The sequence below is a fragment of the Streptomyces sp. TLI_146 genome (assembly GCF_002846415.1).
Taxonomy (GTDB): Bacteria; Actinomycetota; Actinomycetes; order Streptomycetales; family Streptomycetaceae; genus Streptomyces.
Genome location: NZ_PJMX01000001.1, coordinates 6,915,369 through 6,937,653, shown reverse-complemented (window position 1 = coordinate 6,937,653; position 22,285 = coordinate 6,915,369). Strand labels below are relative to the sequence as shown.

19 protein-coding genes and 1 pseudogene are annotated in these 22,285 nt (G+C 71.9%); 14 read left to right on the top strand and 6 right to left on the bottom strand.

The window, feature by feature from the left end:
• Positions 1–65: 65 nt before the first annotated feature.
• Positions 66–1,325: a helix-turn-helix domain-containing protein gene (locus BX283_RS30885; protein WP_101392666.1), complete on the top strand. Its 1,260-nt coding sequence runs from the start codon at positions 66–68 to the stop codon at positions 1,323–1,325.
• A gap of 43 nt (positions 1,326–1,368) precedes the next feature.
• Positions 1,369–1,932, top strand: a complete 564-nt coding sequence (locus BX283_RS30880; protein ID WP_101390729.1) for a GNAT family N-acetyltransferase — start codon at positions 1,369–1,371, stop codon at positions 1,930–1,932.
• Here the strand turns inward: BX283_RS30880 and BX283_RS30875 are convergent.
• Positions 1,929–4,529 carry an NACHT domain-containing NTPase gene (locus tag BX283_RS30875; protein WP_101390728.1) on the bottom strand — a complete coding sequence of 867 codons (2,601 nt, stop codon included), beginning with the start codon at positions 4,527–4,529 and terminating at the stop codon, positions 1,929–1,931. The two genes, BX283_RS30880 and BX283_RS30875, sit on opposite strands and share 4 nt — an antisense overlap.
• Before the next feature lie 179 nt (positions 4,530–4,708).
• On the opposite strand from BX283_RS30875, the gene BX283_RS42485 reads away from it, so the two are divergent.
• The 11 genes and pseudogenes from BX283_RS42485 (at position 4,709) to BX283_RS30825 (ending at position 14,273) form a co-directional block, all read left to right on the top strand.
• A complete protein-coding gene (locus BX283_RS42485) occupies positions 4,709–4,792 on the top strand; it encodes a putative leader peptide (protein ID WP_310591794.1) in 84 nt (27 codons plus the stop codon).
• A 115-nt stretch (positions 4,793–4,907) separates the two neighbouring features.
• Positions 4,908–6,605 carry a nitrite/sulfite reductase gene (locus BX283_RS30870; protein WP_101390727.1) on the top strand — a complete coding sequence of 566 codons (1,698 nt, stop codon included), beginning with the start codon at positions 4,908–4,910 and terminating at the stop codon, positions 6,603–6,605.
• Positions 6,602–6,784, top strand: a complete 183-nt coding sequence (locus tag BX283_RS30865) for a hypothetical protein (RefSeq protein ID WP_101390726.1) — start codon at positions 6,602–6,604, stop codon at positions 6,782–6,784. The genes BX283_RS30870 and BX283_RS30865 overlap by 4 nt, the downstream gene beginning before the upstream one ends.
• Positions 6,781–7,491: a phosphoadenylyl-sulfate reductase gene (locus BX283_RS30860; RefSeq protein WP_101390725.1), complete on the top strand. Its 711-nt coding sequence runs from the start codon at positions 6,781–6,783 to the stop codon at positions 7,489–7,491. The genes BX283_RS30865 and BX283_RS30860 overlap by 4 nt, the downstream gene beginning before the upstream one ends.
• Positions 7,491–8,060 (top strand): adenylyl-sulfate kinase, encoded by a 570-nt coding sequence (cysC, locus tag BX283_RS30855; RefSeq protein WP_101390724.1) that lies wholly within the window; start codon positions 7,491–7,493, stop codon positions 8,058–8,060. The genes BX283_RS30860 and cysC overlap by 1 nt, the downstream gene beginning before the upstream one ends.
• On the top strand, positions 8,057–8,995 hold the full coding sequence (cysD, locus tag BX283_RS30850; RefSeq protein ID WP_101390723.1) for a sulfate adenylyltransferase subunit CysD: 939 nt from the start codon (positions 8,057–8,059) through the stop codon (positions 8,993–8,995). Before cysC ends, cysD begins: the two co-directional genes overlap by 4 nt.
• Before the next feature lies 1 nt (position 8,996).
• Positions 8,997–10,346, top strand: coding sequence for a sulfate adenylyltransferase subunit 1 (locus BX283_RS30845; protein WP_101390722.1), 1,350 nt, complete (start codon positions 8,997–8,999; stop codon positions 10,344–10,346).
• A 249-nt stretch (positions 10,347–10,595) separates the two neighbouring features.
• Complete coding sequence (locus tag BX283_RS30840) at positions 10,596–11,705, top strand: aliphatic sulfonate ABC transporter substrate-binding protein (RefSeq protein WP_101390721.1); 1,110 nt, start codon at positions 10,596–10,598, stop codon at positions 11,703–11,705.
• 36 nt (positions 11,706–11,741) lie between these two features.
• Positions 11,742–12,554, top strand: coding sequence for an ABC transporter ATP-binding protein (locus BX283_RS30835; protein WP_101390720.1), 813 nt, complete (start codon positions 11,742–11,744; stop codon positions 12,552–12,554).
• A complete protein-coding gene (locus tag BX283_RS30830; protein WP_101390719.1) occupies positions 12,541–13,461 on the top strand; it encodes an ABC transporter permease in 921 nt (306 codons plus the stop codon). Before BX283_RS30835 ends, BX283_RS30830 begins: the two co-directional genes overlap by 14 nt.
• A gap of 6 nt (positions 13,462–13,467) precedes the next feature.
• Positions 13,468–14,273 (top strand): annotated as a pseudogene (locus tag BX283_RS30825) (sirohydrochlorin chelatase).
• Here BX283_RS30825 and BX283_RS41750 read toward each other — a convergent pair.
• Positions 14,263–15,243: a winged helix-turn-helix domain-containing protein gene (locus BX283_RS41750; protein WP_257583945.1), complete on the bottom strand. Its 981-nt coding sequence runs from the start codon at positions 15,241–15,243 to the stop codon at positions 14,263–14,265. The pseudogene BX283_RS30825 and the gene BX283_RS41750 sit on opposite strands and share 11 nt — an antisense overlap.
• An 88-nt stretch (positions 15,244–15,331) precedes the next feature.
• On the opposite strand from BX283_RS41750, the gene BX283_RS30815 reads away from it, so the two are divergent.
• On the top strand, positions 15,332–16,606 hold the full coding sequence (locus BX283_RS30815) for an MFS transporter (protein ID WP_101390718.1): 1,275 nt from the start codon (positions 15,332–15,334) through the stop codon (positions 16,604–16,606).
• Between the two features lie 159 nt (positions 16,607–16,765).
• On the opposite strand, the gene BX283_RS30810 is transcribed toward BX283_RS30815, so the two are convergent.
• The 4 genes from BX283_RS30810 to BX283_RS30795 form a co-directional block, all read right to left on the bottom strand.
• The gene (locus BX283_RS30810; RefSeq protein ID WP_101390717.1) at positions 16,766–19,408 is read right to left on the bottom strand and encodes a fibronectin type III domain-containing protein; all 2,643 of its coding nucleotides are present in this window, start codon (positions 19,406–19,408) and stop codon (positions 16,766–16,768) included.
• A 125-nt stretch (positions 19,409–19,533) separates the two neighbouring features.
• Entirely contained in the window at positions 19,534–20,160 is a 627-nt protein-coding gene (locus BX283_RS30805; RefSeq protein WP_101390716.1) for a DsbA family protein, read from the bottom strand.
• A 97-nt stretch (positions 20,161–20,257) separates the two neighbouring features.
• Positions 20,258–20,806, bottom strand: a complete 549-nt coding sequence (locus BX283_RS30800; protein WP_101392664.1) for a DUF1697 domain-containing protein — start codon at positions 20,804–20,806, stop codon at positions 20,258–20,260.
• A 76-nt stretch (positions 20,807–20,882) separates the two neighbouring features.
• Positions 20,883–22,091: a S8 family peptidase gene (locus tag BX283_RS30795; RefSeq protein WP_101390715.1), complete on the bottom strand. Its 1,209-nt coding sequence runs from the start codon at positions 22,089–22,091 to the stop codon at positions 20,883–20,885.
• Positions 22,092–22,285 lie beyond the last annotated feature (194 nt).

Sequence of the window (22,285 nt, the reverse complement as noted above, 5' to 3'; positions counted from 1 at the left end):
GCGGGTGCCGGCAGGAGGACCCAGTGCAGGACACCACCCCCCTCGACCCGGCCCGGCTGGCCGCGATGGACGTGCGGGAAGCCACTCGGCTACTGAAGGGCATGCGGGCGGCCGCGCTCGCCGGACTGCCCTCCAAGGTCGCCCCGCGCGCGGAGATAGACGCGTCCTGGCGCCGGGTGCTCGGCCACGGCGTGGACCCGGACGGCGCCCGCCAGACCAGGCTGCTGCCGCTGGCGGAGGTGGAGCGGCGGCGCCAGTCCTCCCCGCTCAGGGAGGTGCTGCCGGTGCTGCGGGAGGCGCTGGTGTCGGTCGCGGACGCCGCGCAGCACATCATGGTCGTCTCCGACGCGGACGGAAAGCTGCTGTGGCGCGAGGGCCACGCCTCAGTGCTGCGCAGCGCCGACGCGCTGGGCTTCGAGGTCGGGGCCGACTGGAGCGAGGGCGTGGTGGGGACCAACGGGGTGGGCACACCGCTGGTCACCGGCCGCCCGATGCAGGTGTACTCGGCCGAGCACTTCGTCTCCACCCACCACACCTGGACGTGCGCGGGCGCGCCGATCGTCGACCCGCGCGACGGACGGCTGCTCGGCGTGGTCGACGTGAGCGGCCCGCTGTCGACGATGCACCCGGCGACGCTGGCGTTCGTCACCTCCGTCTCGCGCCTCGCCGAGGCCGAACTGCGCACCCGCCATCTCGCCGCCGTGGAGCGGCTGCGCACGGTGGCGGCTCCCGTGCTGTGCCGGGTCGGCGGCCGGGCGCTCGCCGTGGACACCAACGGCTGGACGGCCGCGGTGACGGGGATGCCGCCGGTGGACCGGCTGCCGCTGCCGAAGTCGTTCCGGGCGGGCCGCGTCTGGCTGCCCTCGCTCGGCATGTGCGCGGTGGAGCCGCTGCCGGGCGGCTGGCTGGTGCAGGCGGTGGGCGACGACGTACGGCCTGCGGACGCGATACCCCGGCGGGTGGTGCTGGACCTGAGCCGCCCGCGCCGCTCCTCGGTGACGGTCTCGGGGGACGCGGGCAGCTGGACCCAGGAGCTGAGCCCGCGCCACGCCGAGCTCCTCTACGTACTGGCCCTGCACCGCACCGGCCGCACGGCCGCGCAGCTGGCCCACGACATCTTCGAGGACCCGACGCGTACGGTGACGGTACGGGCGGAGATGTCCCGGTTGCGGCGCCATCTGGCCGAGGTGCTGGCCCACCGGCCGTACCGGTTCGCGGAGGACGTGGAGGTGGAGGTGGTCCGGCCGCCCCACGCGGCGGACCTGCTCCCGCACTCGACGGCCCCGGCGGTGCGAGGGGCCCGCGCCCGCCACCACCCGCACTGACCTGCGCTTGAACGGGGAGCCCCGGCCGTGATTCGGTGACGGCATGAGCATCCCCGTCACCACCTGGTCCCTGGAGCAGACGTCCCCGGCCGACCTGCGCCCCGCCGCCGAGCCCGCCGGAGACATCCGGATCGTCCGCGCCGAGGTGCCCTCACCGGAGTTCAGCCGCTTCCTCTACACGGCGGTCGGCGGCGACATCCACTGGCTCGACCGGCTGCCGTGGCCGTACGCGAAGTGGCGCGAGTTCCTGGCCCGGCCGGGCGTGGAGACGTGGGTGGCGTACGAGAACGGCACCCCGGCGGGTTACGTCGAGCTCGAAGCGCAGGACGAGGGCGCGGTGGAGATCGTCTACTTCGGCCTGATCCCGGCGTTCCGGGGCCGGCGCATAGGCGGCCACCTCCTGTCGTACGGCATCGCCCGCGCATGGGACCTGGCCGACCGCTGGCCGGACCGCGCCGCGACCAAGCGGGTGTGGGTGCACACGTGCTCACTGGACGGGGAGCACGCGATGGACAACTACCTGCGGCGGGGGTTCCGCCTCTTCGACACGAAGGTGGAGGAGCAGGCGGAGGCGGCGACGCCGGGGCCTTGGGCGGGGGCGCACTAGTCCGTCTGGTCGGGTGAGCGCACCGTCAGGTGGTCCTGGATGAAGTCGCGCAGGACCTGTTGGGGATTTCGGGCCGGGATCAGCGCTCGGGTGCCCACTGCGCCGGCCCGCTCCCAGGCGGCCCTGGGGAACGCTCCGAACTGACAGAGCAGGGCTCCGGCGTACGACCGCCCGGCGGCCGGGAGCTGGGCGAGCATGCGGACCTGGACCGGGGAGAGGCCCGCCATCCGGAGGAAGCGCTCCCCCACCTCCGGGGCGGCACCGGCCCTCAGCACGCTTAGCACCATTAAATCGGAGACCCTTGCGCCGGGCCTGAGTCCCAGTTCCCTCGCCAGCCTCGCATCGGACACCTCCGGGGCGAGGCGAGTGAGGGGTTCGCTCCCGTTGCCCACGAGGGCCAGCGCGGCCAGGATGCGCGGGTCGACCCGCACTCCCCGCGGTGCGTCCGTTCCTGCGTCGACCCAGATCGCCATCGCGAGCAGGCTCACCCGCTTGACGAGGTGGTCGTCCTCACCGGTGGCGAAGGGCTTCCACACCCACAGGAAGCCAGGGGCGTAGGAGCTCTGCGGGAGCTGCCGGAGCGCCTGCTCAATCTCCGGGTCCCGCAGCATGTCCGCCAGGAAGAACGCTGTCGCAGGCCACATCTGTACGTGCTCGGGGTAGTCCGCCAGTGCCACGGCCGCGCGCGGGGTCCGTATCTCCCACAGCAGCCTCAACGCGGCAGGTTCCCCGCTCAGCGCGGCCCGCCGCAGCGCGGGGACCGCCAGGTCGCCCATGGCCACCAGAGCCGGTCCGGCCCCCGGGACCGTGGGCAGCAGTTCGGCGAGCCGCTCCGCCGCCCTCGGCAGATTGGTGGCCGCGAGCGCGGCCAGCGCCGCTTCCTGACGCTCGGCGCGACGGCCGTCGGCCGCGAACACCGAGAGCATGCCGAACACGGCCGTGCCCCGTGTCCGTCGCGAGGCCGCCGCCACCGCGAACGCGGCGATGACCGCCTGGCGGTCCGTGCCCGGCTCCCGGCCCAGACGGTCACGGAACATCCGGACGATCTCCTCGACCAGCGCCTCGTCCACCACCTGCGCGTCCGCCACGCACTGGAACGCGAGCACCGGGTCCCGCTCCAGCACCGTCCGTACGACCTCCGTGCAGTCGCGCGGCTCCGCACCGCACCACAGCCGTACCGTCTCCCGCCACGCGGCCGGGTCGCGGGCGTAGCGGGCGAGCAGGCCCCGCGGGTCCGCCGCGAGGTGGGTCGCGGCCAGATACTCCTGGAGCGTGAGGTGCGCGAACTGGTAGCGCTCCCCGCTGTCCACCGCCAGCAGCAGCCCGCTCCGCTCGACGATCTCCTCCAGCACCTCCTGTGCCCGCTCGACCGGACGGCCCTGCACCGCCAGCGCGGCCCGTACGTGCGTGAGCACCTCCCGCTCCGGCAGCGCCAGGCGGTCGTGGACGTCCGAGGGGACGTCCTGCGCGGCCAGCGCCAGGTGTTGCAGGACCGCCTTCTTCACCGGGTGCGAGAAGCGCGCGTCGCGCTGGCGGTCGCCGAGCAGGCTGTCCGTGACCTGCTTGTAGAAGTCGGCGCGGGTGTGCGGAAGCACCTGGTCGGTGCCCGCGTACACATGGCTGTACAGATACGCGACCATCGTCAGGAGCAGCGGGTTGCGCGCCAGCGGCATCAGCTGCGGGGTGTCGCGCAGCGCACCGAGCAGCTGCTCCACGGTGTCGGCGGGCAGGTGCTCCGGCCAGGGCCAGCCGTGCAGGAAGCGGCGCACCAGGCGCTCGTCGAACTCCTGGACCCGCAGCGTCCGGTCGACGTCCTCGTTGAACTCGCCCCGGTAGACGGCGATCCGGCAGGTGACCACCGTCCGGCACTTCGCGTGGGTCCGCATGAACTGGCCGATCGCGTCCGCGACCTCCTTGCGCCGGGCCGTCGGCACCTCGTCCAGACCGTCGAAGTACACGGCGAGGCGGCCCTCCGCGAGCGCCCGGTCGGCCCACTTCCCGGCAGCCGGGAAGTCATGGTCCGCGAAGTGTTTCACGATGTGGTCACGAAGGTCCCCCTTCTCCAGGTTCACCTCGTGCAGCTTCAGCAGGACCGGTACGTCGACGAGCTCCCCCGGTTCCGCCCTCGGCGGGCGGCGGCGCCCGTACCAGGTGCGGCGGGGCGGGCCGTCCGGGCGGTAGCGCTCGCGGCACCAGGCGAGGACGGTGTGGCGCAGGAGCATCGTCTTGCCCGCGCCGGGGACGCCGAGGACCACGGCCCGGCGGGCCTCGTGCAGCGACGCCGCCGCCTCGCTCTGCTCCGCGCCCGCGCCGAAGCCGGACGCGGTGCGCAGCGGGACGTACACCGCCGCCATGTCCATGGCCTGCGGGTCGTCGACCCGGAAGGAGACGGAGAAGCGTTCGTGGCGCTCGTGGACGCGGACGATGTAGCGGCGCAGGGCCGTACGGGCGAGCGGGGCGCTGCCCGCGAGCCGGTCGTAGAGGAGGGCGGCGGCCTTGTCTACGAGTGACGTGAACCAGTCCTTCAGCTTGAGGACCAGTACCCCGGCGGCGAAGGCCGCGACGGCCGGGCCCCATGTCTGCGGCTGACTCCACACGAGCGTGCCCCCTCACCCCCGGCGCCTCCCGGCACAAGGCAGGATAGGAGCGGCGCCGGTCCCGCGTCCGGTGGATGCCCGAGGTGACCCACAACACAGCGTCTCAGGATGCGGGACATTGTTGTCCACATTTTGGATAGTGGTGGACTGGCCAGAGATGCCCGTGACACGCTTCCGTCATGTCCGGAACTGGAATTGCCTTGGTGAGTCGACGACACGTCGACCTGGGCCGCATGTCCAGCGCCATCTGTCCGGCCCGCTGAGAGACCCCAGCACCGCCGCCCCCAGTCTTCTTCACCGTACTTGCGCACCGCCGCGCCCGCAGCGCGAGTGTGCAGGTCAGAGCCGCCCTCCTGCAGTCCCGAAGGACGTATCCCCATGGCCGCCACCCCAGACAAGCCCGCCTCCGCCGCCCCCCGTCGCAAGCCGGGGCGCCACCGTGGTGAAGGCCAGTGGGCCGTCGGTCACTTCACGCCGCTCAACGGGAACGAGCAGTTCAAGAAGGACGACGACGGTCTCAATGTGCGGACACGTATTGAGACGATTTACTCCAAGCGCGGATTCGACTCCATCGACCCCAACGACCTGCGCGGACGCATGCGCTGGTGGGGTCTGTACACCCAGCGCAAGCCCGGGATCGACGGCGGCAAGACCGCGATCCTGGAGCCGGAGGAGCTCGACGACGCGTACTTCATGCTGCGCGTGCGGATCGACGGCGGGCGGCTGACCACCGAGCAGCTGCGGGTGATCGGGGAGATCTCGCAGGAGTTCGCGCGCGGGACCGCCGACCTCACCGACCGGCAGAACATCCAGTACCACTGGATCCGCATCGAGGACGTGCCGGAGATCTGGCGCCGCCTCGAAGCGGTCGGCCTGTCGACCACCGAGGCGTGCGGCGACACCCCGCGCGTCATCCTCGGCTCGCCGGTCGCCGGCATCGCCGAGAACGAGATCGTCGACGGCTCGCCCGCGATCGACGAGATCCAGCGCCGGTTCATCGGCAACCCCGAGTTCTCCAACCTGCCGCGCAAGTTCAAGTCCGCGATCTCCGGCTCGCCGCTGCTCGACGTGGCGCACGAGATCAACGACATCGCCTTCGTCGGCGTCGAACACCCCGAGTACGGCCCCGGCTTCGACCTGTGGGTCGGCGGCGGGCTCTCCACCAACCCCAAGCTGGGCGTGCGGCTCGGCGCCTGGGTGCCGCTGGAGGACGTGCCGGACGTGTTCGGCGGCGTCATCGGCATCTTCCGCGACTACGGCTACCGCCGGCTGCGCACCCGCGCCCGGCTGAAGTTCCTGGTGGCCGACTGGGGCGCGGAGAAGTTCCGCCAGGTCCTGGAGGACGAGTACCTGGAGCGCAAGCTGACCGACGGGCCCGCGCCCCAGCAGCCGCCCGCGGTCTGGCGCGACCACCTCGGCGTCCACCGGCAGAAGGACGGCCGCTTCTACGTCGGGTTCGCGCCCCGCGTCGGCCGCGTCGACGGCACCACCCTGACCAAGATCGCGGAGCTCGCCGAGGCACACGGCTCGGGCCGGCTGCGGACCACCGCCGAGCAGAAGATGATCGTGCTCGACGTGGCCGAGGAGCAGGTCGAGTCGCTGGTGGCGGGCCTGGAGGCGCTGGATCTGAAGGTCGCGCCGTCCCCGTTCCGCCGCGGCACCATGGCCTGCACCGGCATCGAGTACTGCAAGCTGGCGATCGTCGAGACCAAGGCGCGCGGCGCCGCGCTCATCGACGAACTGGAGCGCCGCATCCCGGACTTCGACGAGCCGCTCACCATCAACATCAACGGCTGCCCGAACGCCTGCGCCCGTATCCAGGTCGCGGACATCGGTCTCAAGGGCCAGCTCGTCCTGAACGACCAGGGCGAGCAGGTCGAGGGCTACCAGGTGCACCTGGGCGGCGCGCTCGGCCTGGAGGCGGGCTTCGGCCGCAAGGTCCGCGGCCTGAAGGTCACTTCGGACGAACTGCCCGACTATGTGGAGCGGCTCCTCAAGCGCTTCGAGGCCGAGCGCGAGAGCGGCGAGCGGTTCGCCGCGTGGACCGCCCGCGCCACCGAGGAGGCCCTGTCGTGAGCGAGCGAGCGGCGCCCTTCTACTGCCCCTACTGCGGCGACGAGGACCTGCGGCCCAGCGAGCAGGGACACAGCGCCTGGGAATGCGCGGCGTGCAGCCGCGCATTCCAGCTGAAGTTCCTCGGGCTGCTGGCCCGGGGGCTCCAGCGAGCCGACACCGGAGGGGACGAGCAGATATGACGACGACTCAGGAGCAGCGCACCGGAGCGGAGTTGAAGGCCCTGGCCGAGCAGGCCGGGCGCGACCTGGAGGACGCCTCCGCCCTGGAGATCCTCCAGTGGGCGGCCGACACCTTCGGCAAGCGGTTCTGCGTGACCTCCTCGATGGAGGACGCGGTGGTCGCCCACCTCGCCTCCCGGGCGATGCCCGGCGTGGACGTCGTGTTCCTCGACACCGGCTACCACTTCCCGGAGACCATCGGCACCCGGGACGCGGTGGCCGCCGTGCTGGACGTCAACGTCATCACGCTGACGCCACGTCAGACCGTGGCCGAGCAGGACGCCGAGTACGGACCCAGGCTGCACGACCGCGACCCGGACCTGTGCTGCGCGCTGCGCAAGGTCAAGCCGCTCCAGGAGGGCCTGACCGCGTACTCCGCGTGGGCGACCGGCCTGCGCCGCGACGAGTCCCCGACCCGGGCGAACACCCCGGTGGTCGGCTGGGACGAGAAGCGGCAGAAGGTCAAGGTCTCCCCGATCGCCCGCTGGACGCAGGACGACGTGGACGCGTACGTCGCGGAGCACGGCGTGATCACCAACCTGCTGCTCATGGACGGCTATCCGTCCATCGGCTGCGCGCCCTGCACCCGCCGCGTGGCGGAGGGCGAGGACGCGCGGGCCGGCCGCTGGGCCGGGCGCAACAAGACCGAGTGCGGGCTGCACGGCTGATGACCAACACCCAGGAGAACCAAGTGAGCGCGGCGACCACCGGAGCCACCGTCTGGCTGACCGGGCTGCCCAGCGCGGGCAAGACCACCCTCGCGTACGAGCTGGCGGAGCGGCTGCGCGGGGAGGGCCACCGGGTGGAGGTGCTCGACGGCGACGAGATCCGCGAGTTCCTCTCGGCCGGGCTCGGCTTCACCCGCGAGGACCGGCACACCAACGTCCAGCGGATCGGCTTCGTCGCCGAACTGCTCGCCTCCAACGGCGTCAAGGCGCTGGTGCCGGTGATCGCGCCGTACGCGGACAGCCGTGACGCGGTCCGCAAGCGCCACCAGTCCGAGGGCACCCCCTACCTGGAGGTGCACGTCGCCACACCCGTGGAGGTCTGCTCCGAGCGCGATGTGAAGGGCCTGTACGCCAAGCAGGCGGCGGGCGAGATCAGCGGGCTCACCGGGGTCGACGACCCCTACGAGGCCCCCGAATCGCCCGACCTGCGGATCGCGTCGCACCAGCAGACCGTCCGCGAGTCCGCGTCCGCGCTCCACGCACTGCTCACCGAGAGGGGTCTCGCATGACGACGACCGCTGCCGCCCCGGCCGGGGGCACCGACAGCCCGTACGCGCTGAGCCACCTCGACGCCCTGGAGTCCGAGGCGGTGCACATCTTCCGCGAGGTGGCGGGCGAGTTCGAGCGGCCGGTGATCCTCTTCTCCGGCGGCAAGGACTCGATCGTCATGCTGCACCTGGCGCTGAAGGCGTTCGCCCCCGCGGCGGTCCCCTTCACGCTGCTGCACGTCGACACCGGGCACAACTTCCCCGAGGTCATCGAGTACCGCGACCGGGTGGTCGCCGAGCACGGGCTGCGGCTGCACGTCGCCTCCGTGCAGGAGTACATCGACCGCGGCGTCCTCAAGGAGCGCCCGGACGGCACCCGCAACCCGCTGCAGACCGTGCCGCTGACCGAGGCCATCCAGCGGCACCGCTTCGACGCCGTGTTCGGCGGCGGGCGGCGCGACGAGGAGAAGGCCCGGGCCAAGGAGCGGGTGTTCTCGCTGCGCGACGAGTTCTCGCAGTGGGACCCGCGCCGCCAGCGCCCCGAGCTGTGGCAGCTCTACAACGGCCGGCACGCGCCGGGCGAGCACGTGCGGGTCTTCCCGCTCTCCAACTGGACCGAGCTGGACGTGTGGCAGTACATCGCCCGCGAGGAGATCGAGCTGCCGCAGATCTACTTCGCGCACGAGCGCGAGGTGTTCCGGCGGGCCGGCATGTGGCTGACCGCGGGCGACTGGGGCGGCCCCAAGCAGGGCGAGAGCGTCGAGAAGCGGCTGATCCGCTACCGCACGGTCGGCGACATGTCCTGCACCGGCGCCGTCGATTCCGACGCGACGACGCTGGACGCCGTGATCGCCGAGATCGCCGCCTCCCGGCTCACCGAGCGGGGCGCGACGCGCGCCGACGACAAGATGTCCGAGGCCGCGATGGAAGACCGCAAGCGCGAGGGGTACTTCTAAAATGTCCACGCACGTTGACCATGCTGTGCAGTTCGCGGACCTCTCCGCCACCACCCTGCTGCGCTTCGCGACCGCCGGATCCGTCGACGACGGCAAGTCCACCCTGGTGGGCCGGCTCCTGCACGACTCCAAGTCGGTCCTCACCGACCAGCTGGAGGCCGTCGAGGCCGCCTCCGCCAAGCGCGGCCAGGACGCCCCCGACCTGGCGCTGCTCACCGACGGCCTGCGGGCCGAGCGCGAGCAGGGCATCACCATCGACGTGGCCTACCGCTACTTCGCCACCCCCCGGCGCCGGTTCATCCTGGCCGACACCCCCGGGCATGTGCAGTACACCCGGAACATGGTGACCGGCGCCTCCACCGCCGACCTCGCCCTGGTCCTGGTCGACGCCCGCAACGGCGTGGTCGAGCAGACCCGCCGGCACGCCGCGGTCGCCGCCCTGCTGCGGGTGCCGCACGTGGTCCTTGCGGTCAACAAGATGGACCTGGTCGGGTACGAGGAGGCGGTCTTCGCGGCGATCGCCGAGGAGTTCACCACGTACGCCGCCGAGCTGGGCGTGCCGGAGATCACCGCGATCCCGATCTCGGCGCTGGCCGGCGACAACGTGGTGGAGCCGTCCGCGCACATGGACTGGTACGGCGGCCCGACCGTCCTGGAGCACCTGGAGACGGTCCCGGTCAGCCACGACCTCACCGGCTGCCACGCCCGGCTGCCCGTGCAGTACGTGATCCGTCCGCAGACCGCCGAGCACCCCGACTACCGGGGCTACGCGGGCCAGATCGCCGCGGGCACCTTCCGCGTCGGCGAGAGCGTGACCGTGCTGCCCTCGGGCCGCACCTCGAAGATCTCCGGGATCGACCTGCTCGGCGAGTCGGTGGACGTGGCCTGGACCCCGCAGTCCGTGACGCTGCTCCTGGACGACGACGTCGACATCTCGCGCGGCGATCTGATCGTGCCGAGCGGGGACGCGCCCGCGACCACGCAGGACGTGGAGGCGACGGTCTGCCACGTGGCGGACCTGCCGCTCGCCGTGGGCCACCGCGTGCTGCTCAAGCACGGCACCCGTACGGTCAAGGCGATCGTCAAGGACATCCCGTCCCGGCTGACCCTGGACGACCTGTCGCTGCACCCGCACCCGGGGCAGCTGGTCGCCAACGACATCGGCCGCGTCAAGATCCGTACCGCCGAGCCGCTGCCGCTCGACTCGTACGCCGACTCGCGGCGCACCGGTGCCTTCATCCTGATCGACCCGGCCGACGGCACCACGCTCACCGCGGGGATGGTCGGCGAGTCGTTCGCCTCGCCCGAGCCGGTCAAGGCCGACGTCGACTACGACGGGTGGGACTTCTGACCATGAGCGTCCAGGACTTCTACTCCACGTTCGCGAAGGAGGGCGGCCGCATCGGCAGCGGCGTCCTCGGCAGCGGTCAGGGCGGGGTCGGCCGATGTGCGCGATGACGTACGCGCACCGCTCGCGCGCCCCGCGGCTCCACCCGCACGACCCGCTCCATCCGCACAGACGAAGACCTGCCGCTCCCCCGGCCAACTCCCCCGTCCCCAGGGGGACTTGACCGCCGGGCCAACGAGAGGAACACCTCCCGTGCCTGCCAACCGCACCGCCCTTCGCCGCAGCCTCGCCGCCGCCGCTGCCCTCCCGCTGCTCGCGCTGGCCGCGTGCAGCTACGGCTCCGAGAAGAAGTCCGACGACAGCCAGAACGCCGGGGCCGCCTCCGACGCCAAGAAGCTGTCGGCGGACACCGTGAAGATCGGCTACTTCCCGAACCTCACCCACGCCACCGCGCTGGTCGGCGTCCAGGAGGGCCTGTTCCAGAAGGAACTGGGCGGCACCCAGGTGAAGACCTCCACCTTCAACGCGGGCCCCTCGGAGATCGAGGCGCTGAACGCCGGATCGATCGACATCGGCTGGATCGGCCCGTCCCCGTCGATCAACGGCTACACCAAGTCCAAGGGCCAGAACCTGCGCATCATCGGCGGCTCCGCCTCGGGCGGCGTGAAGCTGGTGGTCAACCCGGACAAGATCAAGTCCCTGGACGAGGTCAAGGGCAAGAAGATCGCCACCCCGCAGCTCGGCAACACCCAGGACGTGGCCTTCCTCAACTGGATCGCGGAGAAGGGCTGGAAGGTCGACGCCCAGAGCGGCAAGGGCGACGTCTCCGTGGTGCGCACGGACAACAAGATCACCCCGGACGCCTACAAGTCCGGCTCCATCGACGGCGCCTGGGTGCCGGAGCCGACCGCGTCCAAGCTGGTCGCGCAGGGCGCGAAGGTGCTCCTGGACGAGGCCGACCTGTGGGCCGACAAGGAGTTCGTGATCACGAACATCATCGTGTCGCAGAAGTTCCTCAAGGCGCACCCCGACGTCGTCGAGGCGGTGCTGCGCGGCTCGGTGAAGACCAACGACTGGATCAAGGCCAACCCGGACAAGGCCAAGGCCTCCGCTAACACCGCGCTGAAGGCGCTCAGCGGCAAGGCGCTCCCCGCGAACGTCCTGGACCCGGCCTGGCAGTCGATCAAGACCACCGACGACCCGCTGGCCGCCACCCTCGGCATCGAGGCCGACCACGCCGTCAAGGCCGGTCTGCTGAAGAAGCCCGACCTGGACGGCATCTACGACCTGGCCCCGCTCAACAAGGTCCTCAAGGCCCTGGGCAAGCCCGCGGTCGCCGACGCCGGCTTCGGCGTCAAGTAACCCCGAATCCGCACCAGTTCCCAGGAGGTGACGACCATGGCCACCGCAGTCGCCGAGGCCGAGGAGCGTGCCACGACGGAGTACGCCGCCCGGATCGGGCACGTATCGAAGTCGTTCGCCGGTCCCGCCGGCCCCCAGCTCGTGCTCGACGACATCACCCTCGATGTCGCGCCGGGCGAGTTCGTCACCCTCCTGGGAGCCTCCGGGTGCGGCAAGTCGACGCTGCTGAACCTGGTGGCGGGCCTCGACAAGCCGACCGCCGGGACGATCGAGACGCCCGGCGGGCGGCCCGCCCTGATGTTCCAGGAGCACGCGCTGTTCCCGTGGCTGACCGCGGGCAAGAACATCGAGCTCGCCCTGCGGCTGCGCGGCGTGCCCAAGGCCGAACGCCGCGAGCGCGCCGAGGAGCTGCTCGAACTGGTGCGGCTGACCGGCGCGTACGGCAAGCGGGTGCACGAGCTGTCCGGCGGTATGCGCCAGCGCGTGGCGATGGCCCGCGCGATCGCGCAGGACAGCCAACTGCTGCTGATGGACGAGCCGTTCGCGGCGCTCGACGCGATCACCCGGGACGTGCTGCACGACGAGCTGACCCGCATCTGGCGCGCTGCGAACACCAGCGACTCCGTCGCGGGGAACCTGTCCGTCCTGTTCGTCACGCACAACGTGCGCGAGGCGGTCCGGCTCGCTCAGCGCGTGGTGCTGCTCTCGTCCCGGCCGGGCCGGGTGGCGCACCAGTGGACCGTGGACATCCCGCAGCCGCGCCGTATCGAGGACTCCGACGTCGCGGAGCTCTCCGTAGAGATCACCGAACAACTGCGTGGGGAGATCCGCCGCCATGGCCAGCACTGAGACGTCGACGGGCGAGGAGCCCGTCAAGACCGTCGAGGCCGACAAGGACACCCACGACCTGGCCGGTCTGGAGGCGGGCCTCGACGCACTGGAGACGGTGCAGAGCGGCCGCACGCCGCTGCGCGAGACCCTGGTCCAGAAGGTCCTGCCGCCCCTCTCCGCGATCGCGCTGGTCCTGGTGGTCTGGCAGGGCCTGGTGTGGGCGGAGGTCGCCGACGAGACCAAGCTGCCCTCGCCGTCCTCGGTCTGGTCGGGCCTCAAGGAGCTGTGGCTCCAGGGCACCCTGCTCGACATCGTGTGGACCAGCGTCTCGCGCGGGCTGCTCGGCTTCCTGCTCGCGCTGGCCATCGGGACGCCGCTGGGGCTGATCGTGGCCCGGGTGAGGTTCATCCGCGCCGCCATCGGTCCGATCCTGTCCGGCCTCCAGTCGCTGCCGTCGGTGGCCTGGGTGCCGCCCGCGGTGATCTGGCTCGGTCTGAACAACTCGATGATGTACGCGGTGATCCTGCTCGGCGCGGTGCCCTCGATCGCCAACGGCCTGGTCTCCGGCGTCGACCAGGTCCCCCCGCTGTTCCTGCGCGCGGGCCGCACGCTGGGCGCCACCGGTCTGCGCGGCACCTGGCACATCGTGATGCCCGCCGCCCTGCCCGGCTATCTGGCGGGCCTGAAGCAGGGCTGGGCGTTCTCCTGGCGCTCGCTGATGGCCGCCGAGATCATCGCCTCCTCGCCCGATCTCGGCCTGGGGCTCGGCCAGTTGCTGGAGAACGGCCGCAACAACTCCGACATGCCCGGCGTCTTCCTCGCCATCTTCCTGATCCTGATCGTCGGCATCGCGATCGACCTGCTCATCTTCAGCCCGCTGGAGCGCTATGTGCTGCGCAGCCGCGGTCTGCTGGTGAAGAGCTGAGCCACGATGTACGGACCCGTCCTCCTCGTCATCGCCCACGGCAGCCGCGACCCGCGGCACGCGGCGACCGTGCACGCCCTGGTGCGGCGCGTGCGGTCGATGGGGGTGCCCCCTGGTCGAGCGGAGCCGAGACCTTGGGGAGGCCCGGGCTGCGCGTGGAGACCGGCTTCCTGGACTTCAACGCCCCTTCGGTGCCACGGGTCCTGGAGCGCCTGGCCTTCGAAGGCGTACGGGAAGTAGTGGCCCTCCCCCTGCTCCTGACCCGGGCCTTCCACGCCAAGGCCGACATCCCGGCGGTGCTCGCCCAGGCGCCGCCGCAGCTGGACATCCGCATCGCCGACGTCCTCGGCCCGTCGCCGCTGCTCCTGTCCACGGTGGAGCGACGGCTCCAGGAGGCCCTGTACGAGGCGGGGCTCACCCCCGCCGACAAGCGCTCGACCGGGGTCGTCCTGGCCTCGGCGGGCTCCACGGACCCGGAGGCGATCGCAGTGATCGCTGACGTAGCGCGGGAGCTGCGGCACACCGGTTGGTGCGCCGTGCGACCTGCGTTCGCCTCCGCTGTTCTTTCTGGGGGCTATCCCCGTACGGAAGACGCGGTACGGGAGCTGCGGGCGTCCGGCGTGCGGCGTGTCGCCGTCGCCCCGTACGTCATCGCCCCCGGCTTCCTGCCGGACCGGATCGCCCGGGGCGCGCGGGACGCCGACGTGCTGGCCGATGTACTGGGCGCGGCCCCGGAGCTGGCCCGGCTGCTGCTCGTACGGTACGAGGAGGCCCGCGCGCGGGCGGCGGGACCGGCCGCGCTCACCGCCTGAGCAGGTCCTCGGCGAGCGGGGTGCGGGCGTACTGGACGCTGCGGCCCCGCCGGGCGCGCTGCAGCAGCCCCGCGTCGTAGAGCACCGACAGGTGCTGGCTCACCGCGCCCGGGGTGATCTCCAGACGCCGGGCGAGCTCGGTGGTGGTGGCCGGTTCCGCGAGCAGGGTGAGCAGTCGGGCGCGGGCCGGGCCGAGGAGGCGGACCAGGGCGCGGTCGTTCACCGGCGGCGGCAGCTCGCTGAGCGTTCCCCGGCCGTGCGCCGGGTAGTTGAGGACCGGCGGCAGACCGGGGTCGATGGTGGAGATGGCGCCGCGCGCGAACGTGGTCGGCATCAGGATCATGGACCGGCCCGCGACCTGGATGTCGGCCGCCGGCCACTTGTCCGGCATCGGGTGCTTGAGCCGCACCCGGTCCCCGTGCCAGGTGAGCCGTTTGTCGAGGTCCGGGAAGAGCACGGCCGCGCCCTGCTCGGCCAGCACCTTCGACTGCCGGGCGAGATCGGCCTCCAGGACCGCGCGGGCCCTCGGCCACCAGTCGGGGGCGAGGCACTCGTGCCAGTAGCGGTCGAACGCGGCGGCGACCCGCTCCAGGAGCGCCGCCGGGTCGGCGAGCCCGTCCCGCAGCAGCGGCGGCAGCTCCGCGTCGCCGAAGGTGCGCAGCACATCCGGCCCGATCACCTCGACCGGCGTGGCCCGCAGCTGCGCCAGCTGCTCGGCGAACGTGGCCCGTACCTTGTGCGGCCGGGGCGTCAGGAAGTCCGGGATGAAGCCGTGTGGGGCGACCAGCGCGGCGAACAGCTCGGTGTCCTGGCGCTCGTAGAGCGGGCGCAACCGGCGCAGCCACGGCCGCTGATGGGGAAAGCGCGAGGTGTCCCACCAGCCCCACAGCGAGAACACCGCCTCCTGGAACGGCGAGTACGCGAACGACGTGCTCGCGAGGTCGCCGACGCCGAACCTGAACTCGATCACACCGGCCCCGCCGTCCCCCGTGGTCCCACCCTTTAGTCCGACGCTAAATGATTGCCCCTGGCGTGTACACACCGGGTTGAGTGACGGCATGACCGCCACCGCGCAGACCCCCGCCCCACCCGCTACCAGAGCCGGACTCCTCCCCGTCGACCCGGTGCTGCGCCGGCTCGCCGCGATGACGTCCCTCAACTCCTTCGGCAACGGCCTCTTCTTCCCCGTCAGCGTGCTGTACTTCACCCGCGTCTGCGGCATCGGCGCGACCCACGTCGGGTTCGGGCTCACGGTGGCCGGGCTGTTCGGGGTGGCGGCGGGCATCCCCGCCGGGCGGGCCTCCGACCGCTGGGGCAGCCGTCGGGTGATCGCCGCGCTGTGGCTGGGCTGCGGCGCCACGATGGCCGCGTACTCCCTGGTCGACGGCTATGCGGGCTTCCTGGTGGCGGCCGTCTGCTACGCCTCGCTCAACCAGGCGAGCTGGGGCGTGAAGTCCGCGCTCTTCGCGGACGTGCTGCCCGCCGCGACCCGGGTGGAGGCGCGCGGCTATCTGCGGATGGTCACCAATGTGGCGATGGGCGTGGGCGGCGCGATCGGCGCGGTGGCCCTCCAGGCCGACACCCGCGCCGCCTACCTCGCCCTGATCCTCGTCAACGCGGCCACCTATGTGGTGCCCGCCGTGTTCGTACGGAGCCTGCCGCTCAACGCCGCTGCCGCCGCGCGCGACGCGCAGAGCACGGCGCAGGCCCCGGCCGAGAGCCGCTGGCGGGCGGTACGGGACCTGCCCTACCTGGCGGTGACCGTCCTCAACGCGGTGACCATCCTCCAGTTCAGCCTGCTCGAAGTGGGCATGCCGCTGTGGATCGTGGAGAACACCGAGGCCCCGCGCTGGTCGGTGGCGCTGGTGATGATCGTCAACTGCGTGCTGGTGGCGCTGCTCCAGGTGCGGGCGACCCGGGGCGCCTCCGACGTGCCCGGCGCGGTACGGGCGATGGGCCGCGCGGGGCTGCTGCTCGGGGCGGCGTGCGTGGTCTTCGCGCTGTCCGCCGGGCTCTCCCCACTGTGGGCGGCGGCGGTGCTCGCCGCCGGCGCGGTGATCCAGGTGTTCGGCGAGGTCCTGTCCTCGGCCGGCGGCTGGACCCTGGGCTACGAACTCGCCGACTCCCGCGCGCAGGGTGTCTACCAGGGCGTGTTCAGCTCGGGCAGCGCGGTCGCGATGATGGCGGGCCCGGCCCTGATCACGGTGACAGCGGTGGGCCACGGCTTCGCGGGCTGGGCAATCCTGGCCACGCTGTTCGCGACAGCGGGCCTGGCGGTACGCCCGGCGGTGCGGTGGGCCGAGCGGGACGGGGAGTGGCGGGGCGAACGGTGAGGGGGGCAGGGGGGCTGGCGCACCTGACGGGGGCCGAGCCCCGTACTACCCAGGGGCGCGGGGCTGGCGCACCTGACGACGAGCGAGCCCCGTACTACCCAGGGGCGCGGGGAACTGCGCGACCAGCCACCCACGGTCCGCAGCCGAACGACGACCCCCCTAAGCCGCAGACGTCGTGGCCGTCACGCTCACCCCCGCCCCCGTCCCCGCCGCCGTAACCGCGGCAACCGTGAAGGTGTACGAGGTGGAGGGCTCAAGAAACCCCACCACCCGGAACATCCCTTTGCCCGACGGCCGGGTGACCAGCACATCCCGCCCACCGACCGGCACCACCCGCCCGTCGGACACGGTGATCCGATACCCGATCACCTCGGCGTCCCCCGCACCCGCGGGCGGCGTCCACACCACCGTCACCGCACGGGCGCCGACGCGCACCTTCGCCCCGGTCGGCGCGCCGGCCACCACAGACGCCGCCCTCGGCGCGAGCGGCGCCGACGCGAGCGAGGGCGCGCTCTCCCCGTACGCGTTCCGCGCGGTCACGACCACCCGGAACGGCCCCTCCCCCGCCGCGAGCCCCCCGACCCGCACCACCGCGAGGCGCTTGAAGTCCGCCGCGTCGACGCTCGCCCGGGCCGCCTCCGTACCGTCCGGGCGCAGGGCGCGCGCCGTGTACCCGGTGACCGGTGAACCGCCGTCGACGAAGCTCGGGTTGAACGTGACGTACAGCCCGTCGCTCCCCGCCGTGCTCGTCCCGACCCGGGCGGGCGCCTCGGGCACGGACACCGCACCCGCCGTACGGGCGAGCACACCTCGGTACGCGGGCTCGATCCCGGCGTTGGCGACGACCTCGGGGGGCACGTCGGACAGTCCGGCCATGAGGTGGTTCCCGCTGGTCACCAGGCCCTTGTTGGAGCTGTCGGCGGCGCCCTCCTCCCACCAGTTGCCCGCGATCAGGGTCGGGTCGTTGTTGCCGAGCGCGTCGCGGTAGTCGGTGTGGCGGCTGGCGACGTTGGCGTACGCGGCCCCGTACAGCACATTGCCCTGGACGGTCTCGTACGTACAGCCGTTGTCGGTGTAGACGCTCTTGCCCAGGCCCCACTGGTCGTGGATGACATTGCCGGTGACCTTCTCGCCGTCGGCCATCGAGGTGCCGGTCAGGCCCTGGGTGTAGACGCCTCCGCCGTCGTCGAGCAGTTGCATGTAGTCGAAGACCAGGTTGTCGCGCACGGCGTTGTCGTGGCTCGGGTTGGGCGTCGCGGGCGAGCCGATCTTGTCGGGCCAGCCGCCCCAGCCCAGGGAGATCGCGCTGTAGCCGAGGTGGTCGAGCTGGTTGTGGGCGATCGTGGTGTGCTGGGTGTAGCCGTCGAGGATGCCCACGCCGCCGTGGTACTCGCGCGGCAGGGCGTAGAGGTGATTGTTCGTCACTTCTACGCCCGAGGCGGCGGGTTGGCCGTCCACGCCGCCGATCTCCAGGCCGTTGCCGGAGATGTCGGTGAAGACGTTGCCGCGCACGGTGGAGTCCTTGGTCCCGGCGCCCAGGTCGAGCCCGGCCGCGCCCAGGTGCGCGAAGACGCTGTCGCTGATGCCGATGCGCCGCCCGTACGCGAAGGACACATTGCCCGGCATCTTCGTCCACGAGGCGAACGGGCAGGTGCCGCCGTCCACGAAACCGCACAGGCCCTGGGTCGCCCAGCCCTTCGGACCGGTGAGGGTGTAGCCCGCCTGGATCTCCGAGAACCCCTCGGGCCCGGACGGCGTCAGCCAGGTGGCGTAGCCGAACTGGAGGCCCTGGAAGGCGATGTCGTGCAGCGGCGCGGCCTTGGTGCCGCGCCCGTCGACGAGCTTCTCGGCGGCGGCCGCCTCCACGTCGGCGCGGCTCAGGTCCTCACCGGTGCGCGGCAGGTAGTAGACGGTGTGCGCGGAGCGGTCGAAGTACCACTCACCGGGCTGGTCGAGGAGCTCATAGGCGTTCTCCACGTACGAGGCCCGGCCGCCGTTGGTCAGACGGCCCGGGCCCACCATGCTCACGGTCCGGCCGGGCCGGTCCGGGAACTCCACGCGCTTGGTGGAGTTGTCCCAGCAGGGCTGGGCCATGGTGATCGCGGTGCCCGTCGCGGACGCGATCCGGCAGCGCGGCTCGGTCCACTGGCCGAGGCCGTTGCGCTCGACGTTCCACAGCGCCTCGCCGCTGGTGTAGACGAACTCGGCGTCGGCGGGGCGGCGCCAGCGCGCGAGGGTGTCGGCGGAGGCGGTGTAGCCGGTCGCCGTCATGGTCAGCCCGACCGGGACCTCGCCGCGCGCACGCCGGGCGCGCACCCCGTCCACGTACAACTGCCGGGTGTCGCCGAGCCCTTGGGGCGCCGGGGCGGACCAGAGGCCGGGGCGCCCGGCCACCGGCCGCCAGCCCTCGACCTTGCGTCCGCCGCTGATCAGCGTCGAGTCGGCACCCGCTCCCTGCCAGACGATCCGGTGCCCGGCCGGGCCGGAGTCGCGCGCGTCGAGGACGAGCGGCCCGGTCGTGCGGTACGTACCGGAGGCGAGGTGCACGGTGATGTCGCCGGAGTAGCGGGCGGAGCGGTAGTGCGCGGCCTTGTCGCGCGCCAGGTCGCGGGCGCGGGTCAGGGTGCGTACGGGGTGGCCCGCCGTGCCGTCGGCGGCGTCCCGGCCGGACGGGGAGACATATACGCCGGCGGTACGGGGCCCGGCCCCGGCCGACGGCACCAGCCCGGGGCCCGCCAGGACCAGGGCGGCGAGCACCCCGGTCAGTGCGGCTCGTGCGGGCGTGCTCCGGAGCGCGGGCATCCTGCCTCCTCTGGGGTCGACCCAGGGAAACATAGGAGCACTGGCAGGGAGCGGTCAACGCATGGGGCGAAATCGCTCCGCTCAAACACCCAACTCCCGCCAGTCATCCGATCACTTGAGCCGGTTCAGTCGAAGTCGAGACCGCCCGTCCGGGTCCGCTTCAGCTCGAAGAAGTCCGGGTGGGCGGCGATCACGCGCACACTGTCGAAGAGCCGGGCCGCCTCCTCGCCGCGCGGGATCGATCTCAGCACCGGGCCGAAGTAGACGGTCCCGTCGAGGTGCATCGTCGGCGTCCCGACGTACGCGTCCGCCTCCGGATCCTTGCCCGCGTCGTGGCTGCGCCGCACCGCCTCGTCGTAGGCGGGGTCGTGCGCGGCGTCCGCGAGCGCCGCCGGGAGGCCGAGCTCGGCCAGCGCCTGGGCGATGACCTCGTCGAAGTCCTCGTTCTTCTGCTGGTGTATCCGGGTGCCGTACGCCGTGTAGAGGTCGCGCAGCACCCCGTCCCCGTGGTCCTGCGCGGCCGCGACGGCCACCCGTACCGGGCGGATCGACTTGTCGACCAACTCCCGGTACCAGTCCGGGAGTTCGTTGCCGATGTTGTGCAGGTACAGGCTCATCACCCGGAACCGCAGATCGATGTTCCGGTGGCGCTCGACCTCCAGCATCCAGCGCGAGGTGATCCAGGCGAACGGGCAGGCGGGGTCGAAGTAGAAGTCGACGGTGGTGGGGCCGGTGTGCTCGGTGGTGTCCATAGGACGAAGGTAGCGGCGGATTGGCACCGGGGTCCGGGCCATTCGCGCACCGGTCGGCTGGGCCACTTCGCGCAGCGGCCCGGCCCCCGGCGGACGCTCAGGCTCCGGTCATCTCCACCAGCGCCTTGACCGTGTTCCAGTTGCGGGCCGTCGCCTCGACGCCCTTGAGCAGCGCGGGCTTCGCGAGTGCTTCGGCGAGCTTGGAGCGGCCGATGCCGTCGGGTGCGTACAGATAGAGGACCCGGTCGCCGAGGCGGAACGTGTCGGGCAGAAACGCCTTGGTGTCGATGCCCGCGAAGCGCTCGGGGTCGACGGGAGCGGAGAAGAACGTGGCGTGCAGCTGCTTGCCCTCCAGCTCGTCGGCCGGGAAGGGGCAGGCGTCCACGACGGCCTTCAGATAGGCGCCGGTGCGCACCATGCAGGCGACCCGGAAGCCGAAGTGCTTCTCGATGGCCTGCTCCAGCTCGGCGGCGAGCGCGTCGGGGTCGGCGGAGTCGCTGCTGAAGACGGCGTTCCCGCTGTTCAGATAGGTGCGTACGGAGCCGTGGCCGAGCTCGGTGAGCAGCGCTCTGAGCTCGGCCATCGGGACCTTCTTGGAGCCGCCCACATTGATCCCGCGCAGCAGGGCGGCGTACATCGTCGTCATGTCCACACGATAGGACGGCTCCCGTGCCTCGTGGGGGATGGCACGGGAGCCGTCGTTCACGACTGCGTGGGGACGGTTACTCGACGACCTTGAGCAGCTTGTTCGGGGTGCCCGCGCTGGGGTTGGAGATCTTGTCGGCGGTGGCTCCGCCGGTCAGCGCGTCCGAGACCTGGGCCGGGGTGGCGTCCTTGTGGCCCGCGAGGTAGACGGCGGCCGCGCCGACGACGTGCGGGGTCGCCATGGACGTACCCGAGATCGTCTTGGTGGCGTTGTCGTCCGTGTTCCAGTCGGAGGTGATGTCCGAGCCGGGGGCGTAGAGGTCCACCACCGAGCCGAAGTTGGAGAAGTCCGACTGCTTGTCGTCCTTGGTGGAGGAGGCCACCGTGATCGCCTCCTTCACGCGCGAGGGCGAGCCCTGGCCCGCGTCGGCGGACTCGTTGCCCGCCGCCACCGCGAAGGTCACGCCGGAGGCGATGGCCTTCTGGACGGCCGTGTCGAGCGCGGGGTCGGCGCCGCCGCCGAGGCTCATGTTGGCGACCGAGGGGCCCTTGTGGTTCTTGGTGACCCAGTCGATGCCCGCGACGACCTGCTCGGTGGAGCCCGAGCCCTCGTTGTCGAGGACGCGGACGGCCACGATCTTCGCCTTCTTGGCGACGCCGTGCGCGGTTCCCGCGATGGTGCCCGCGACGTGCGTGCCGTGGCCGTTGCCGTCGTCGGCCGTGTTGTCGTTGTCGACCGCGTCGAAGCCGGAGGAGGCCCGGCCGCCGAAGTCCTTGTGGCTGATGCGCACACCGGTGTCGATGACGTACGCGGTGACGCCCTCGCCCGCGCTGTCCGGGTAGGTGTACTTGCCGTCCCCGGCGGTCTCCGCCTGGTCGATCCGGTCGAGCCCCCACGACGGCGGGCCGGCCTGCTCGGCGGTGATGTGGAACTTCTTGTTCTGGACGACCTTGCCGACGGCCGGGTCGGCGGCCAGCCGCTTGGCCTCGGTCTGCGAGAGCCCGCTCGCCGAGAACCCGTTGACCGTGGAGGTGTAGTCGCGCTGGAGCGTGCCGCCGTACTGGTCGGCGAGCTTGCGCTTGGCGTCCGCGGAGGCCTTCTCGTCCAGGAGGACGATGTAGCTGCCGTCGATCGCGCCCTGGGCGTTCAGCCCGAACACCGTGCCCTCGGCGGGCGCGGCCGCGCCGGCCATCTGGGTGGTCATGACGGTGACTCCGGCCGCGGCCGCCACGGCGGTTATCCCGGCTGTGAGCTTGAGGCGGCTTTTGCGCTTGTGAGTTGCCATGAAGTGGCGTCTCCTCGTCAGTTTTTGTGGGGGGTTCGGCCTACCGGATGGAAACCTTCCGGGGCTGGCTCGAAACCCTTGCCGATTGACGAGCGCAGATCAAGAGCTCCACGCAGCTGTGACTTACACAACAAGGTTTCGTAACAAAGAACAGGCCAGCGCAGGTCAACTGGCCCTATGTGCAGGCTTGGTGG